This window comes from Streptomyces sp. NPDC101165, assembly GCF_044768135.1.
GTDB lineage: Bacteria > Actinomycetota > Actinomycetes > Streptomycetales > Streptomycetaceae > Streptomyces.
This window is the reverse complement of sequence record NZ_JBIWPG010000004.1, coordinates 180300-196097: the sequence shown is the minus strand read 5'-3', so window position 1 is coordinate 196097 and position 15798 is coordinate 180300. Positions and strand designations below refer to the sequence as shown.

At 70.6% G+C, this 15798-nt stretch carries 20 protein-coding genes; 3 read left to right on the top strand and 17 right to left on the bottom strand.

Annotated features, from left to right (window positions below; all coding sequences use genetic code 11):
* Positions 1–266: 266 nt before the first annotated feature.
* Complete coding sequence (locus ACIRVH_RS10020; protein WP_403950354.1) at positions 267–1040, bottom strand: isoprenyl transferase; 774 nt, start codon at positions 1038–1040, stop codon at positions 267–269.
* Positions 1041–1763: 723 nt separating this feature from the next.
* Positions 1764–2549 (bottom strand): class I SAM-dependent methyltransferase, encoded by a 786-nt coding sequence (locus ACIRVH_RS10015; RefSeq protein WP_403950352.1) that lies wholly within the window; start codon positions 2547–2549, stop codon positions 1764–1766.
* A 52-nt stretch (positions 2550–2601) separates the two neighbouring features.
* Between ACIRVH_RS10015 and ACIRVH_RS10010 the strand changes: the two genes are divergently transcribed.
* The gene (locus tag ACIRVH_RS10010; protein ID WP_403950349.1) at positions 2602–3114 is read left to right on the top strand and encodes a DinB family protein; all 513 of its coding nucleotides are present in this window, start codon (positions 2602–2604) and stop codon (positions 3112–3114) included.
* 43 nt (positions 3115–3157) lie between these two features.
* On the opposite strand, the gene ACIRVH_RS10005 is transcribed toward ACIRVH_RS10010, so the two are convergent.
* A complete protein-coding gene (locus tag ACIRVH_RS10005) occupies positions 3158–3643 on the bottom strand; it encodes a GNAT family N-acetyltransferase (RefSeq protein ID WP_403950347.1) in 486 nt (161 codons plus the stop codon).
* A 55-nt stretch (positions 3644–3698) separates the two neighbouring features.
* Positions 3699–4571, bottom strand: coding sequence for an LLM class flavin-dependent oxidoreductase (locus tag ACIRVH_RS10000; RefSeq protein WP_403950346.1), 873 nt, complete (start codon positions 4569–4571; stop codon positions 3699–3701).
* A 121-nt stretch (positions 4572–4692) separates the two neighbouring features.
* Between ACIRVH_RS10000 and ACIRVH_RS09995 the strand changes: the two genes are divergently transcribed.
* Together ACIRVH_RS09995 and ACIRVH_RS09990 are read left to right on the top strand one after the other, a co-directional pair.
* On the top strand, positions 4693–5073 hold the full coding sequence (locus ACIRVH_RS09995; protein ID WP_403950344.1) for a DUF192 domain-containing protein: 381 nt from the start codon (positions 4693–4695) through the stop codon (positions 5071–5073).
* Positions 5074–5145: 72 nt separating this feature from the next.
* On the top strand, positions 5146–5553 hold the full coding sequence (locus ACIRVH_RS09990) for a DUF3224 domain-containing protein (RefSeq protein ID WP_403950342.1): 408 nt from the start codon (positions 5146–5148) through the stop codon (positions 5551–5553).
* A gap of 5 nt (positions 5554–5558) precedes the next feature.
* Here the strand turns inward: ACIRVH_RS09990 and ACIRVH_RS09985 are convergent, their stop codons facing one another.
* From ACIRVH_RS09985 to cpaB, 13 genes are all read right to left on the bottom strand, one after another.
* Positions 5559–6170 carry an OmpA family protein gene (locus ACIRVH_RS09985; protein ID WP_403950340.1) on the bottom strand — a complete coding sequence of 204 codons (612 nt, stop codon included), beginning with the start codon at positions 6168–6170 and terminating at the stop codon, positions 5559–5561.
* Between the two features lie 7 nt (positions 6171–6177).
* On the bottom strand, positions 6178–6762 hold the full coding sequence (locus tag ACIRVH_RS09980) for a hypothetical protein (RefSeq protein WP_403950338.1): 585 nt from the start codon (positions 6760–6762) through the stop codon (positions 6178–6180).
* Between the two features lie 21 nt (positions 6763–6783).
* Complete coding sequence (locus tag ACIRVH_RS09975; protein WP_403950973.1) at positions 6784–7368, bottom strand: pilus assembly protein TadG-related protein; 585 nt, start codon at positions 7366–7368, stop codon at positions 6784–6786.
* Positions 7368–7565, bottom strand: coding sequence for a hypothetical protein (locus tag ACIRVH_RS09970; RefSeq protein WP_336111947.1), 198 nt, complete (start codon positions 7563–7565; stop codon positions 7368–7370). The genes ACIRVH_RS09975 and ACIRVH_RS09970 overlap by 1 nt, the downstream gene beginning before the upstream one ends.
* Before the next feature lie 98 nt (positions 7566–7663).
* The gene (locus tag ACIRVH_RS09965; protein WP_403950335.1) at positions 7664–8422 is read right to left on the bottom strand and encodes a response regulator; all 759 of its coding nucleotides are present in this window, start codon (positions 8420–8422) and stop codon (positions 7664–7666) included.
* A 13-nt stretch (positions 8423–8435) separates the two neighbouring features.
* Positions 8436–9863, bottom strand: coding sequence for a sensor histidine kinase (locus ACIRVH_RS09960; RefSeq protein WP_403950333.1), 1428 nt, complete (start codon positions 9861–9863; stop codon positions 8436–8438).
* Between the two features lie 7 nt (positions 9864–9870).
* On the bottom strand, positions 9871–10758 hold the full coding sequence (locus ACIRVH_RS09955; RefSeq protein WP_403950332.1) for a DUF5936 domain-containing protein: 888 nt from the start codon (positions 10756–10758) through the stop codon (positions 9871–9873).
* 13 nt (positions 10759–10771) lie between these two features.
* Positions 10772–11716 carry a type II secretion system F family protein gene (locus ACIRVH_RS09950; RefSeq protein ID WP_403950330.1) on the bottom strand — a complete coding sequence of 315 codons (945 nt, stop codon included), beginning with the start codon at positions 11714–11716 and terminating at the stop codon, positions 10772–10774.
* A gap of 4 nt (positions 11717–11720) precedes the next feature.
* Complete coding sequence (locus tag ACIRVH_RS09945) at positions 11721–13058, bottom strand: CpaF family protein (RefSeq protein ID WP_403950327.1); 1338 nt, start codon at positions 13056–13058, stop codon at positions 11721–11723.
* An 18-nt stretch (positions 13059–13076) separates the two neighbouring features.
* Entirely contained in the window at positions 13077–13436 is a 360-nt protein-coding gene (locus ACIRVH_RS09940; protein WP_403950324.1) for a TadE/TadG family type IV pilus assembly protein, read from the bottom strand.
* 1 nt (position 13437) lies between these two features.
* Positions 13438–13821: a TadE family protein gene (locus tag ACIRVH_RS09935; RefSeq protein ID WP_403950322.1), complete on the bottom strand. Its 384-nt coding sequence runs from the start codon at positions 13819–13821 to the stop codon at positions 13438–13440.
* 3 nt (positions 13822–13824) lie between these two features.
* Positions 13825–15057 (bottom strand): CpaE family protein, encoded by a 1233-nt coding sequence (locus ACIRVH_RS09930; protein ID WP_403950320.1) that lies wholly within the window; start codon positions 15055–15057, stop codon positions 13825–13827.
* Positions 15058–15069: 12 nt separating this feature from the next.
* The gene (cpaB, locus tag ACIRVH_RS09925) at positions 15070–15774 is read right to left on the bottom strand and encodes a Flp pilus assembly protein CpaB (RefSeq protein WP_403950316.1); all 705 of its coding nucleotides are present in this window, start codon (positions 15772–15774) and stop codon (positions 15070–15072) included.
* Between the last annotated feature and the right edge of the window lie 24 nt (positions 15775–15798).

The window sequence follows — 15798 nt, the reverse complement described above, 5'->3', positions numbered from 1 at the left end:
GACACCGGACCTCCGCGGCTGCTTCCGTGCAGTGACCGCACGGTCGGGCTGGTGCAAAGGGCCTCCCGGGCGGACGGCCCCGTGCCGCCCGCTGAGATCCGACACCCGTGGTTCGGGCGTCGACCTGCTTGGCTTATGCCCTCGAACATGCACCCCCATGCAAAAGCGGCCAACAGCGCCCTGGTGAACTCCTTGTTACTTGCGCCCCAACCGGGGTGAACCGAACAACCCGCCGCAGTGGTGACGGGCGGAGTGTTCGAGGCGGCTCAGCCGCCGTAACGGCGGTGACGTGCCGCGTAGTCGCGCAGCGCCCGCAGGAAGTCGACCTTGCGGAAGGCGGGCCAGAAGACCTCGCAGAAGTAGTACTCGGAATGCGCGGTCTGCCACAGCATGAATCCGGACAGCCGCTGCTCGCCGCTGGTGCGGATCACCAGGTCCGGGTCGGGCTGGGCGCCGGTGTAGAGATGACGGCCGATCATGTCGATGTCGACGGACTCGGCGAGGTCCTCCATCGACACACCCTTGTCCCGGGCGTCGAGGAGCATGGAGCGCACGGCATCGGCGATCTCCTGGCGGCCGCCGTAGCCGATGGCGACGTTGACCACTATCCCGTCGACGTGGGCCGTGGTCTCCTCGGCCTCCTTGAGGGTGCGCTGCATCCCGGACGGCAGCAGGTCGAGGGTGCCGACGTGGTGCACCCGCCACCGGCCGTCGGCGGCGAGGGTGCGGACGACGTCCTCGATGATGCCGAGGAGGGGACCCAGCTCATCCTGCGGGCGGTCGAAGTTGTCCGTGGACAGCAGCCACAGGGTGACGACCCCGACGTCGGTCTCGCTGCACCAGCCGAGGAACTCCTCGATCTTCTCGGCACCGGCGCGGTGGCCGTGGACCGTGGTGGAGCCGGCGGCCTTCGCCCAGCGGCGGTTGCCGTCCATGATGACGCCGATGTGCTTCGGCACCTGGTCGTGGTCCAGGTGACCTTCCACCCGGCGTGCGTAGAGCCTGACGAGCAGGCTGCGCAGCGTGTCGCGCACGTTCACGGGACCCTCCGGGGGTTGGGCGGGTTCTGAGCGTACCCCTTGCTTTCGGCTTGGTTCGGGCTCGGGGTTTGGGGGTTCGAGGGTGGGGTTCGTGCGGGCCGGTGGGGGCTTCTCGCGCCCACGCGGCGGAGCCGTCTGTCGGCACAGCCCCGCGCCCCTCGGGCTGGGACGCCCGTCCCTTGTTCCGAAGTTCCGGGAGTTCCCCAAGAAAAAACGGGCCGGTCCGTGGGGGGGAGACGGACCGGCCCGAGGGGGGGTTTCCACCATAACCCTTCGTAAGGGATGGTGTGTGCATCGACGCGATACAACTACGCTCCGAAATCGCCCGACGACGCCCCGGTGCACGCGGAACGATGGATTCAGGGGCATTTCATGGCCGATTCACAGCGGAATCGCAGGGGATCGGGGCCCATATGGAGTGATCAAGAGGTTTTGGGGCGCCTTGGGGATGGTTCGGCGAGTTGTCCGAGGGTCCCTCCGACGGGCTACCCGGGCAGCGAACGGTGACTTGACGGTTCCGGTACGCGTTCGGCGCGGTATCGCAGCACCGCGCAGCCCCCTCCACTGCGCGGTGCCGCCCGCGCAGCTTTGCTCACGCGAATTACCTTGGTCTGAACTTACGTGACGGCTGGGACGGATGTGAACCGCCGCCGATAACGATGTGGAAACCGTGAGAGAACTGCGAGTGAACTGAACGGCGAAATGCCCGATTGGTCCGGTTCGTCAGAGGGTCGGCTTCCGGACGTCGAAGAGTTGGCGGGAGCTGTGCGCCACGAACGGCCCCTCCTTCTCGATCCGCTCGTGCAGGGAGCGCAGTTGGGGCTCGTACGGCTCGACGGTGAAGCCGGGGACCATCCAGACGACCTTGCGCAGGAAGTGCACGACGGCGGCGATGTCATGGAACTCCATCCGCAGCCGCTCCGCCCGCAGGTCCACGACCTCCAGCCCCGCCGCCTCCGCGTCCGTCCGCTCCCGCTCGGGATCACGGCCGCCGCGCACCTCGTCCGGCTGACGCCCGAGGAAGTACTCGACCAGCTCGAACACACTGCTGGGCCCGACGTGCTGGGCGAAGTACGTACCGCCGGGCCGCAGCACCCGGGCGATCTCCGCCCAGTCCGGCCGCACCGGGTGCCGGCTGAGCACCAGGTCGAAGGCCTCGTCGGCGAACGGCAGCGGCACGTCGTCCGGTGCGGCGACGACCACGACACCGCGCGGCCGCAGCAGGGCGGTGGCCTTGGCGACGTTCGGCGGCCAGCCCTCCGTGGCCGCGACGAGCACCGGCCCGGCCTCACCCACCCGGCCCAGGGCGAAGTCGAGCACCTCACCGCCCCCGGTCTGGATGTCCAGCGCGGCTTCGGCCCGGGCCAGCCGCTCCCCCGCCGACGGCGCGTACCCCCAGGACGGCCGCGCCTCGGTGGCCCGCCCCTCGAACCACGAGAAGTCCCATCCCTCGGTGGGCACGGCGACGCCCTCGGCCACCAGCCGTTCAAAGGAGCGGTTCTCTGTCATGAACGCCATGGTCGCAGGGCGTTGTCGGTCGGGCCTGCTAATTTCCGCGGACATGACGACCTCTGCAGCCGGCCACACCGCCGGTGAGAAGGACATCCTGCACGCGAGCCTGAACCGGCACCGGGACGCCGTGCTCTGGAAGCTGAGCGGCCTGGACGACGAGCAGCTGCGCCGGCCGATGACACCGACCGGGACGACCCTGCTCGGCCTGGTCAAGCATCTGGCGTCGGTGGAGTACGGCTGGCTCGTGGAGACGTTCGGGCATGAGGGGGAACCCCTGTGGTTCGACCCGTACAAGGACGAGGACATGAGCGTGGCGCCCGGTGAGACGACGGAGCAGATCGTCGCCTTCTACGGCCGCGCCCGCGCCGCCGCCGACCGCACCATCACCGAGCTGCCCCTGGACGCTCCGGGCCGCCCCGCCTGGCGCGACGTCACCGTCTCCCTGCGCTGGACCCTCGTCCACATGATCGAGGAGACGGCCCGGCACGCCGGCCACATGGACATCCTGCGCGAGCTGATCGACGGGGCGACGGGCGACCACCGCCCGGTCACCGGGGCCTAGGAACCGGGAGTGCCCCGACGCCCGTGGCCGGGCGTCGGGGCCGTCACCCGCGTTCCTCGGGGGCGCGGCCGCCGAGCACCAGCAGAACGTGCTCGTCCTCCCCGTGCCGGGCCGTGCCGACGCGTGCGAAGCCGTGCTTCTCCAGCAGGCGGACGGAGGCGGTGTTGCCGGAGAACGGGTCGGCGTACAGGGGTCGCACCCGCTCCAGTTCCAGGAAGAGACCGAGGGCGCGGGTGCCGGCACCACGGGCCCAGTACGGCCGCCCCAGCCAGTAGCCGACGTACCGCTGCCCGTCCACCGTCCAAGAGACGATGTGCCCGGCCACCTCGCCGTCGACGGTGACCGTCCGCACGAGGCAGTCGGGATCGCCGAGCACGCGCTCCCGCCAGTGTCCGAGGAAGGCGTCCCGCGGCCGGGGGGTGAACCTCGACCGCCGGACGGCTTCCGGGTCCTGCTCGTAGGCGTGGAAGACGTGGAGGTCGCCGTCCGTCACGTCCCGCAGCCGCACATCGCTGTGTTCGCCGGTCATGCGTGGCAGTGTGGCAGCCGCCACTGACAACGCCCCGCGCCCTACGCGGCCTCCGCTACGGCACCAGGGGCCGGACCTCCTCCGCGACGAAGCGCACGAAGCCCTCCGGGTCGGGCTCGTCCCCCGTCGGCTGCAGGACGACGGTGTCGGCACCGGCCTCGGCCAGCCGCTGCACCGCCTTGGCCACGGCACCCGCGTCCCCCGCGACCCCGAGTTCGGGGACCGACTCCAGCCCCTCGGCGGCGAGTTCGGCACGCAGCCGGGCTGCGGCGTCGGCTCCGGTGGCGGCCAGCAGATAGACGACGACCCGGTGCGGCTCCGTACGCCCCGCCTCCCGCCGCCCCTCGTCGATGATCCGCCGGGCCTCCCGCACGCCCTCCGGCGAGGTGGAGGCGGTGAGCAGGGTGCCGTCGGCCTTGGCGCCGGAGAGGTGGAGCGTACGGACTCCGGTGGCGCCGGCCAGCACGTCGACCGGCTGCTCCGGCGGCCAGTCGAGGCCGACGTCGTCCAGCCGGACGTACCGTCCGCTCACGCTGAGCCGCTCCCCGCGCAACAGGGCGCGCAGGGCGTCGAGATGCTCACCCAGCAGGGTGAGGGGCGAGGCGGCCCGCGCGCCGACCTGCCCCATCCAGTCCTGCACACCGTGTCCCACGGTCAGGACGGCCCGGCCCGGGAACATGCGCTCCAGTGACGCGGCCTCCATGGCGGTGACGGCCACGTTCCTGAGCGGCACGGGCAGCAGCCCTACGCTCACCCGCACCCGCTCGGTCCAGGCGAGAGCGGCGGCGGCCGTGGAGATCCCGCCCTCCCGGAAACAGTCCTCCCACAACCAGAGTTCTTCGAGCCCTGTGGCGTCCGCGAGGCGGGCCACCGCGCGGAGCCGCTCGGGGGGAAGTTGGGGTCGGAATACCGCACCGATTCCAGTCATGGGGCTTTCCTAGCCATCGACCGGGGGCACGCAAACGCGATCACGCGCGCGGCGGGTCACCGGTGGGTGGTGAGCGGTACGGTCGCCTCGACCGGGTGAGGGCGGGCGGAGGGGGCCGGGCATGGGGCGGCGATGGCGGGACGGGCGGGGCAAGCTGGTCGTGCGGCGGACGGACGGAACCTCGATCCCACTCCCCCTGGAGATCGCGGCCTCGTACCGCGCCCGGACGAAGGGGCTGCTGGGCCGGGACTCGGTCGACGGGGCGATGCTGCTGTCGCCGGGCAGCGGGGTGCACACCTTCCGGATGCGGATGGCGATCGACGTCGCCCATCTCGATCGCCGACTGCGGGTCATCGCCGTACGCACCATGAAGCCCGGCCGACTCGGCAGACCGAGGCTGCGGGCGCGGCATGTGCTGGAGGCGGAGGCGGGGGCGATGGCCGGATGGGGGCTGACGGTGGGGACGGTGGTCGACGTCGAGGCGGAGGACGGTGTGTCCTGACGGCCGGTCGTCCGCACGTGGCCGTTGTCAGTGGTCGGGGCCGTTGTCAGTGGGGCGGCATAGCATCCGGGCATGCGAGCATCTGGGACGTTCAAGGTTGCGGAGTTCACCCCGGCTCAGGTCGCCGGGCCGGTGGTCGAGACGGCGGTGCCCGTCGGGGTGGCCACGATGCGCAAGCAGTACGAGGGTGAGGTCGGCGGGGTGTCGGCCACGCTGTTCACCGCCGCGTACGACCAGGCCACGGCCACCGGTACCTACGTCGCCATGGAGTCCTTCGAGGGATCCCTCCACGGCTCGGCCGGTTCCTTCAACTTCGCCCACTCGGCGACGACCCTGGGGGAAGGCCGCGAGTCCGAGTTCTTCGTGATCGTGCCGGGGAGCGGGACGGGGGCGCTGGCCGGGATCCGAGGGGCCGGGGGCATGGCGATCGACGCGGACGGCACCCATCGGATCTGGTTCGACTACGAGGTGGGTGAGTAGGCGGCTCACTGCTGCGTGCGCGGGAAGGAGACCTCCACCCGTCGGTTCTTCTTCCGGCCCTCCTCCGTCGAGTTGTCGGCGATCGGGTACTGCTCGCCGTAGCCGCGCACGTCGAAGGTGATGTCCGGGCTGTTCAGGTCCTGGTCCAGGACCGCCTGCACGGCGTTGGCGCGCTGCTTGGACAGGATGTCGCCGTGGGCCGAGGAACCGAGGTTGTCGGTGAAGCCGAAGACGCGGACCTGGGTCGCGTTCTGCTTCTTGATCTCCTCGGCGATCGTCGCGATGCGGGCCTTGGCCTCCCCGCCGAGCTTGGCGCTGTCCTTGCTGAACAGCACCTCAGCCTGGAGGGCGAACGTCACGTCCGCGTTGGTGTCCTCACGGCGCTCGTCCCCGCTCTGATCTTCCACGACCGACTTGATGTCCAGCACCTTGGGCTGAGCGAGGGTGGCCCCCTCGGGGAGCTTGAGGTCGGGGTCGGTGGGGTCGATCTTCACGGGGGCGGTGGCGGAGGGTTCGGTGTCCGGGGGCTGGCTCGGGTCCGTGTCATCGGCGTGTGCCGGGGTGGCGGCGAGGAGAAAGGTGGCAGTCAGGACGAGGGCGAGACGAGTGCTGGTCACTTCAGCCTCACCCGGAGATCTTGATGGTGGCGGAGGAGAAGGTGGGCAGTTGCAGGGTCACCTCGGTGGTGTCCGCCGGCGGGGAAGGGAACTGCATGAAGACTTGCAGCGACTGACCCCCCTTGAGCGATCCCAGCCCGGTTGTCGTGAGCGGACGGCCCTCTGTGTCGCGCAGTACGTAGTAGCGCTTCTTGCCCTTGGAGTCGACGAGGGTGGCTCCGCCCAGGGACGGGCCGTTCTTGGTGATCTCTGTTTCATTGCCGCTGAGGGCGGACGGGATGAGCAGCTCCTTGCCCCCGTCGTTCTTCATGGTGCCGTTCACCGTGACGAAGCCACCGGAATCACGTTGCACGGAGGTGATCTGGAGAAGCAGGCCGTCCGAGCCCTTCAGTTCGGCCAACGGACTGTCCGACTGCCCCTCTTGGGTACTCGGGTTCCCTCCACCGGACGCGGAGGCGGACGCCGTGTGGTCCGGCTTCTTGGCGTCATCGCCACCGCCGCCACCGCAGCCGGCCACGCCGAGGGCCAGACCAGCCACGACAGTCAGCGCGACCATCCCCCTGGTGGCCTTCCCTGTGACCCGAATGCTCATGACTCTGCTTCCTTCTTTACGTCAGTCAGCCAGGTGGACGTCGAAAAGATCCTCGGGCCCCGGGAGGTCGGTGAGGTCGTCCGGGTTCAGATCCCAGTCCCGGTCCTTGCAAGTGAGTTGGGGCAGCGCGTTGTGCCCCGCGTCCTCGCCGGGGAGTTCGAACTTGCAGAGGGGTTCGATCACGGCTCGGGCGGACGCCGTCGAGTGGAAGTTCTCGGACCCGGGAACGACGGATTTTCCGACGGACTTGTCGGTCCTGGCCGTGACCGTGAAGGTGAGTGGCTCCGGCGAGTCGCACTGGGCCTGGGCGTCGTTCTGCGCCGCGAGTTGATCGGCGCGCCAGCACGACGGTCCGAGCGGCACCTTGCCGTCGAAGTCGTCCTGCCACTTGGTCGGGTCGAGGATGTCCTCCACCCATTTCGCCGTGAGTTGGTCGCGCCGGTTCTGCGCGGCGGCGAGCGCAGCAGCATCAGCGGCGGTCTGGGCACCGCCCCGGTTGACCGCGGCCTGGCCGACGGCGAGGTAGGCCAACGCAAGAAAGAGCAGGCCTGCCACCACCGTGATGTAGATGGGGAAGGCCTGCCCTGCGTCGCGGCGTGGAGGAATCAGCCGCCGGTGACTTCGGCGATCTTGTTCCTGATCGCATCGAAGATCGTCTGACCGATGCTCGTACCCGTGATCGCCAGCACGATCGCCACGACCACCGCGATGATGCCGAGGTACTCCACCGCGGTCTGCCCCTTGTCGCTGCGAGCAACTCGGGCCTGCAGATACGCGACGGTGGTGTTGAACCAGTTGCTCATGGTGGTCCCCTTCGGGCTCGCCTCCGATCCGGAAAACGTATGCGGGGACACAGCACCCGCGAGAGGGTCCTCGGACCCAACCCCGGACCCAATCCACCTCACGCCACCCCCAACCACTTCGCGGCCGCCTGCGACCGGCTCGTGCTGTGGAGCTTGGCGAAGATGCGGTTGATGTGGTTCTTGACCGTCTTCTCGCTGATGAAGCAGGTCGCGGCGATCTGCTGGTTGGTCATGCCGGACGCGATGAGGTCCATGATCTCCGCCTCCCTGGCACTCAGCTGGAACCGCGACCGAAATGACTGTCCCACATCGGATTGCATGTGCGAAAGCTTTTGAGGTGGAATCTGGCCGAGAAGAGTTGAGAGTTCAGGTTCCGCGTGTGCAGGTGCACTTGCCTGAAGATGAGTCAGTAACGCCTTCGCCGCCCCCGGTGTCACGTGCGGCCGCCCCTCCCGCACATCCCGCACCGCCCTCACCAGCTGCTCCGCCGTGAACTCCCCGTGCACCAGATATCCCCCCGCCCCCAGCCGCAAAGCCTCCTGCACGGTCTCCGTCTCGTGGCTGTAGGTGAGCATCATGACGGGAGCCAGCCGGACCAGGTGGGGCAACGCCGAGATTCCGTCGACGCCGGGCATGCGGACGTCGAGGAGGATCACGTCGGGGCGGTGTCGCAGTGCCGCCTCGTACGCCTCGCGGCCGTCCGCCGCCTCCGCCACCACCGTGGTGTCCTCGCGGTCGGAGAGAAGGACGGTGAGGCCGGCGCGGATCACGGGGTTGTCGTCGGCCACCACGAGGCGCAGGGGGGCCGTGGCAGTGGGTGCCGGGAAGGCCGGGCCCGGCGGGTTCCGGTGCTGCATCGGGTGCCTCCTCTCAGGTTTCCCGGGATGAAAGATCGACGGCGAGGACGCGCAGCGGCAGTTCCACCCGAACCTCCGTACCCCGTTCGTGCTCCCCCCGCCCGATACGGATCCGAGCCCCTGCCGAGGCCGCGCGCTCGACCATGCCCAGCAGCCCGAAGTGGCCCGAGTGGCGCAGCTGTTCGAGGGTGGTGCCGGGGGGCAGGCCGCTCCCGTCGTCGTGGATCGTCAGGCGGAGCAGGTCACCGTCGACCCCCACGGTCAGGTCCACCCGGGTCGCCGACGCGTGGCGATGGATGTTCTCCAGCGCCTCCGTGGCGATGGCGAGGAGATCGCGGGCAACGGGCGGGGGGACGGGGGGAACGGGGATTCCGTTCAGCTGCCGGCAGGACACCGGTGTGCCCGTACGGGTCGTGAAGTCCGCCGTGCGTACGCTCAGTTCCGTCCACAGGTCCGTCGGCCTCGCCGCAGCCGGCGTCTCCTCCCGACGCAGGTCCTCCAGCAGTTCCCTCGACTCCGCCGCCGCCCTGCGTGCCGAGCGGGACACCAGGTCCGCCTGCTGCCGGATGCGGGCCGGGTCGGGGGCCTCCGCCGACGCCGTCGTCGCCAGGCCGTCGGCCGCCAGGGCTACGCCGTACAGGGTCTTGGCCACCGAGTCGTGCATCTCGCGGGCCAGCCGGGCCCGTTCCGCGTGCACCGCCTCCGTCGCCGCCAGGCGGGCCTGGACCGCCGTGAGGGCCAGGGTGGCCGCACCGAAGCGGAGCATCAGGTTGCGCAGGGTCGAGCCCATCGCACCGGCGATGACGCACAGACCGGGCAGGAGGAGGGACTCGGCCACGGCTGTCCGGCCGTCGGACTTCAGGGTGGCGTGGACCAGGAGCAGGATCAGCGACTGCAGGGAGGCGAAGCAGGCCGCGCCCCGCCAGCTGTAGACCAGGCCCGCCAGCAGCGGGGTGCACACGCTGACGTAGGCGAGGGTGGTGTCCGGGCCCGCCGAGATCAGGAGGAGGGACCCGATCAGGGTGTCGGCCGCGAGCAGGCTGGGGTGGCGCAGGAGGAGGGGGCCGAAGCGCTCCCAGTCGCGGAAGAGGACGTACGACACCATGAAGGTGACGACCACGGCCGCCCCGACCAGCCGGACGCCCAGGCCCGGGGCCGCGTTGAGCAGGGCCGCGGGGGCGGCCACGACGATCATCGCCAGCCGGAATCCGAAGACCTGGCGGCACATCGCCTGCAGGGCCCGTACCTGGATCTTCTCGGAGGGTTCGGGTACGGGAGCCTCCGCGCCCGACGTCCGGGACCTCCGGGATGCCCAGGACACGCGGGACAGTGCCGACGGCCCTTTCGGGCGGCCGCGCTCGAACCACGCCCGCCGCCCCCTCCCCAGCCCCCGGAGGGTCGGGCGCCTGCCCGGCCGCCCTGTCGCTCCCATCGTCGTCACCCGCCGCTCACTTCCCCGTGAGCGAGCCGAAGTCCACGCCGGAGCCCAGCAGCAGGCCCGCGCCCAGCAGGAGCATCGTCGCCGGGACCATGAACGTGGTGATCATCAACGTGGCCTTCGGGACCGCACGGGCGGCCTTGCGGCGGGCGTTCTGGGCGTCCGTGCGGCGCATGTCCTTGGCGAGGGAGACGAGCGTGTCGACGATCGGGGCGCCCAGTTCCTCGCCCTGCTGGAGCGCGGTGACGAACATGGCCACCTGCTCCGAGTCGTTGCGGCGGCGCAGTTCCGCGAAGGCCTGGCGGCGGCTCATGCCGAGGTCCATCTGGCGCAGCGTGATGCGGAGTTCGTCCGCCCATGGGCCCTCGTAGCGTGACGCCACCCGGTCCAGGGCCTGGCGGAAGCCCAGTCCGGCGCTGACCACCACCGCCAGCACGTCCAGGAAGTCCGGCAGCGTCCGTTCGATCACGTCCTTGCGGACGCGGATCGCCGACCAGATGCCGACCTCCGTCCAGAACGCGCCGAAGAGCAGCAGGAGGAGGGCCACGAACCACTGGCCCCGCAGCAGGAACACCAGGAAGCCGACGGCGCCGAGGGCGCCGTACACCGCGCGGCGGGCGGCGTAGCGGTCGATGGTCAGGCCGCCGGGGTTGCCCGCCAGGTCGATCTTGCGACGGTACTTGGCGACCAGGCGGGGGCCCATCAGGCGCAGCACCGCCGGGGCGTAGCGCATGCCCATGCGGTCGATGACGGAGCCCACCGCGCCGGTGCGAGTGGCGCCGACCTCCAGGGCGAGCGCCAGGTCACCGGGAAGTCGGGCGTCCGCGCGGTACATCCGGATGCCGGCGAAGACGCCCCAGACACCGAGACCCATGAGGAGTGCGAACAGGAATCCCATCAGATCAGGCCCCTCACACGTCGATCCGGCTCATACGGCGGATGAGGACGAAGCCGACGGCATACATCGCGAAGGCGATGATCACGCAGGCCTGGCCGACCGGTGAGCCGGTCATCCGCTCCAGGGCACCGTCCTTGACCCCGTTCATCAGGAACAGGGCGCCGACGCCGAGGACGGGGACGGCGTACGACGTCATGGTCACCTGGGAGAGCTGGGTGCGGATCTCGCGCCGGGTCTCCTTGCGTTCCTCCAGCGTCTCGGTCAGGTTCCGGAGGGCCGAGACCACCTGACCACCCGCACGGTTGGAGAGGACCAGCGTCGTCACGAGCACGACCAGCTCGCGGGAGGGGAGACGTTCGGCCAGTTCACCGAGGGCGTCGTCCAGGGAGTGGCCGATCGCCAACTGGCTGGACACCTTGGTGAGTTCCTCGCCGGCCGGCGCCTCCAGCTCCTCGGCGGCCATGCCGATCGCGGTGCGCAGGGCGAGGCCGGCCTGGGTGGCGTTGGCCAGGATGCGGGCCAGTTCGGGGAGTTGGTTGATGAAGCGCTCGATGCGTTTCTGACGCTGCCAGTTGAGGAACTGGACCGCCGCCCAGATGCCGAGCAGACCGGCGAGCGGGCCGAAGAAGGGGGCCAGGGTGGCCTGGCCGATCAGCCAGAGCGCGGCGACCGCGGCGAGCATGTAGGCGAAGAACTCGCCCGGGGTGACGTCCAGACCGGTGGCCGCCAGCCGCAGCTCCAGCTTGCGGCCCAGTGCCGTACGGCGCAGACGGCGGTCGAGGTTGCGGAAGCGGCGCCTGCGGCCGGTCGCCGGTGCCTGACCGGTGGACGACAACCGCTGCACCAGCTCGGCGCGCTGGGCCCGGCCGGCCGCGTAGGTGTGCACTCCGACGACGGCCAGGACGCAGGTCAGCAGCGCGACACCGGTGGTGAGCTGGACGAGGGTGTGGAGTTCCATGGTCCTACCTGGCTTCTCGGGTGGCGAGCTGGTCCGCGGAGTGGGCGACACCGAAGGCCTGCGGGATGGGCTGGCCCGCCATGAAGAGCCGGTCGGCGGTACGGCGTGGCAGCGGGAAGTACTCGAAGGCGCCGTACACCCGGCCGTCGGGCGTCATGGGCCGGGCGTGGAAGCGGGCCACCGACGCCAGCCGGTACGGCTCGCCGCCGTGGCTGTCGAGCAGGGCGATCTCGGTGATGCGGCGGGCGCCGTCGGCGAACCGGGTGAGCTGGACGAGGACGTCGACGGCGCTGTTGATCTGGTCGTGCAGGGCCACGAAGGGGACCTCGACGTCGGACATGGAGGCGAGGGTCTGCAGCCGGGTGAGCGCGTCCTCGGCGCTGTTGGCGTGGACCGTGGCGAGGGAGCCGTCGTGGCCGGTGGACATGGCCTGGAGCATGTCGAGGGACTCGCCGCCGCGGACCTCACCGACGACGATCCGGTCGGGCCGCATGCGCAGCGAGTTGCGGACCAGGTCACGGATGGTGACCTGCCCCTTGCCCTCGACGTTCGGCGGCCGTGACTCCAGCCGGACCACATGGGTCTGCTGGAGCTGGAGTTCGGCCGAGTCCTCGATGGTGATGATGCGCTCGTGTGCCGGGATCAGTCCGGAGAGTGCGTTGAGCAGGGTCGTCTTGCCGGTGCCGGTCGCCCCGGAGACGATGATGTTGAACTTCGCCTGCACCAGCCCCGCCAGCAGGTACACCATGTGCTCGTCGAGTGAGCCGAAGCCGATCAGCTCCTGCAGGGTGAAGGAGCGCGGGAAGCGGCGGATGGTGAGGGTGGGGCCGGTCAGCGACAGCGGCGGGATGATGACGTTGACGCGCTCGCCGGAGGGGAGGCGGGCGTCCACCATCGGGTTCGACTCGTCGACCCGGCGGTTGACCGTGGACACGATCCGCTCGATGGTCTGCATCAGCTGGTCCGCCGAGGCGAAGCGGAGCGGCAGCTGCTCGACCCGGCCGCCGCGCTCCACGAAGATCGCGTCCGGCCCGTTCACCATGATCTCGGTGATCGACGCGTCCTCCAGCAGCGGCTCCAGGATGCCGAGGCCGAGGGCCTCGTCCACCACCCGGCGGATCAGCTGGGAGCGTTCGACCGTCGACAGCACCGGGCCCTCGCGGCTGATGATGTGCCCGAGCACCCGTTCCAGCCGCGCCCTGCGCTCGGCGGCGGCCAGCGAGCCCATCTCGGCGAGGTCGATCTCCTCCAGCAGCTTGGCCCGGTAGGAGGCGACCAGGTGCCCGTCCTCGCCCCGGCTGCCTTGCTCCTCGGGGGAGTTGATGCGTGCCCGCAGACTCATGGGTCGGCAACTCCTCGTTCAGTGGTCGAGCGGCATGGTGGCGGTCTTGTGGGCGTCGCCGAAGTCCCAGACGACCTGGGGGATGTGGACGGTGGCGGTGACGGTGACCGAGTCGCCCCCTTCGGCGGACGAGCAGCGCACCGTGATCCCGCCGCTGACCGCCTCGGCACACGCCTGCTGCGCGTCCTGCCGCAGCGACGCGGCCCGCGCTCCCGCCCGGGCCGCCGTACCGGCCTGCTCGGCGGCGTAGGCGACGGCCCCGATCTGGATGCCGGCCAGCCCGACGATCAGCAGGACCGGAACGAACCCGAGGTACTCGATGGCGACCTGCCCCGCATCGCGGCGGCGACGGCGCGACATCCCGGATACCGGAGGCATCTCAGCGCTTCACCTCCTCCACGGCACCGGCGTGTCCGTGCACCGTGACGGGGAAGTCGATCGAGCCGGGGAAGAGGACGGGGACCTTCAGCGCCACGTCGGCCGTCACGTAACCGGTCCCCCCGCACTGCTCCACCCTGGCACCCCCTCGCCACGCCCCCGACAGATGCTTCAGCGCGGCTTGCTCACACGCGCCGAACCGCTCGCCCCGAGGCGCCGCCGTCCCCGCCCGTACGCCCTCGTCCGCAGCATTCCCCGCGAGCGTGTACGCGTACCCCACGAGCACGCACTGCCACATGAGCACCAGCGTCAGGATGATCAGCGGAGTCATCCCGAGGAACTCGATGCTGACCTGTCCCCGGTCCCCTCCCGGCCGTCTGCGCACGCCTCACTCCTTCCGCCGCCGGAAGCCGACCGCCCCCCGGCCGCTCCCGCGATGGGACCCCTCGGGTGCCTTCGCCAGGCCCAGCTCGCCGGCGAGGGCCCACAGGGCCTGTTTCACCGTGCTTCTGCCGTCGAGTTCGTGCAGGCGCCCCGCGTCCACGACCCCCTGCAGCTCCTTGAAGTTGGCGGGCACGGCGGTACGCGCCACCGCCGTACCAGTGATCCGCTGCACCAGCGCGGGCTGGATCTCCGTACTCCGGGTGTGCCGGTTGACGACGACAGTCGTCTCCTCGGCCTTGCGGATCTGCAGCCGGTCCCACATGCGCACGGTCCGCTTGGCGGCGCGTACGGCGACCACGTCCGGGGTGGTCACCAGCAGGGCGGTGTCGGCCGACTCCACCGCGGCCGCGTTCGCCGCGCCGAGCTGGGCCCCGCAGTCCACCACGACGACCTCGTACCGGGAGCGCAGGGCGCTCACGATCTGGCGGGCGGCCCGGTCGGTGACCTCCTCGCCGCGCTCGCCCTCGCCGGGGGCGAGGAGCAGGGCGAGGCCGGTGTCGTGGCGGAAGACGGCGTCGGCGAGGACGCGCGGGGAGATGTCGCTGATGGCGGCGAGGTCCACGACCGAGCGGCGGAACTGGACGTCCAGGTAGGAGGCGATGTCGCCGGTCTGCAGGTCGAGGTCGACCAGGGCGGTGGACCAGCCGGAGGCCTGGGCGGCGAGCGCGAGCTGGATCGCGGCCAGGGTCGTGCCGACGCCTCCCTTGGCGCCGCTGACCGTGACGACCGTGCCGCCGGCCCCGCCGAACACGTCGGCGCCGTGGCCGAGATGGCGTCGTACGCCGGTGGACCACTGGGCGACGGCCTGGACGCGGCTGGCGAGTTCCTCGTACGACAGCGGGAGCGCGACCAGGCCGCGGGCTCCGGAATCCATCGCGGCGGCGAACAGGCCGGGGCTCGCGTCGGTGGTGACGAGGATGACGCCGACGGCCGGGAAGCGCAGGGCGACCTCACGGATCAGCTCCAGGGCCGGAACCGGGCCGATCCGCTCATGTACGACGACGACCTCGGGCAGTTCGTCCACCGACTCGGCGGCGAGGCGGGCGAGGGTGTCGACCAGCTGGGTGGAGTCACCGACGGGCGGCTGCGGTTCGGCGTCGGGGAGCTGGCTGAGCAGCGTGGTGAGGGAGCGGACGGCGTCCGGGTCCGCGCCGGCCGGGAGGATCCTGGTGGGCATGCGGGCCGCCTCTCACTTGTCCGTCGCGAGTTCGTAGGTGCGGTCCTTGTCCGGGACGCTGGTCTCGCTGCCGGGTGCCACCAGTGCGAGCCGGACCCGCTGGGCGAAGGACTCGGCGTAGGTGATCCGCTGGGCGTCGAGGGTGGACAGCGCGAAGGTGATGGGGACGGCCTCGGTGGGCTGCTGGTTCTTGTCGCGGTCGGGGTCGAGGGCGGTGATCTGGCCGACGTCGAGGACCCGGGCGTTGGTGACGATGATCTTCGACTGGTCCGGGTCGCCCTCCTTCTTTCCCTCGAAGGTGGCGTACACGTTGACCCGCGACCCCGGGGTGATCTTGCCGGCGACACCGGTCGCCGCGTCGATCATGATGGCGACCTCCTGCTGACCGGGCTGGAGGGCGGGCTGGTCGACGATCATGTCGGTCTGCAGCAGGGAGCCGGCGCGCAGGGTAGTGACGGCGATCTTGCCCTGGATCTGCCGGAGGTCGGTGACGGCGTTGCCGGACAGCCACCGCTTGGGCATCTTGATCTTCTCGAACTGGCCCGTGTTCAGCGCGGTGTACGGCTGCACGTCGGACCTGACCCGATAGGCGCTGACCTCGGGCCCGACCTTGGACTGGACGTCGTCGACGACGGAGAGCACACCGGCGAACGCGCCGAGAGCGCACAGGACCGAGAGGATCAGGAGTATCACGCCGCGGCGCTGACGGGAGTTCATGAACCGTGCAACCTCATTGGGGGA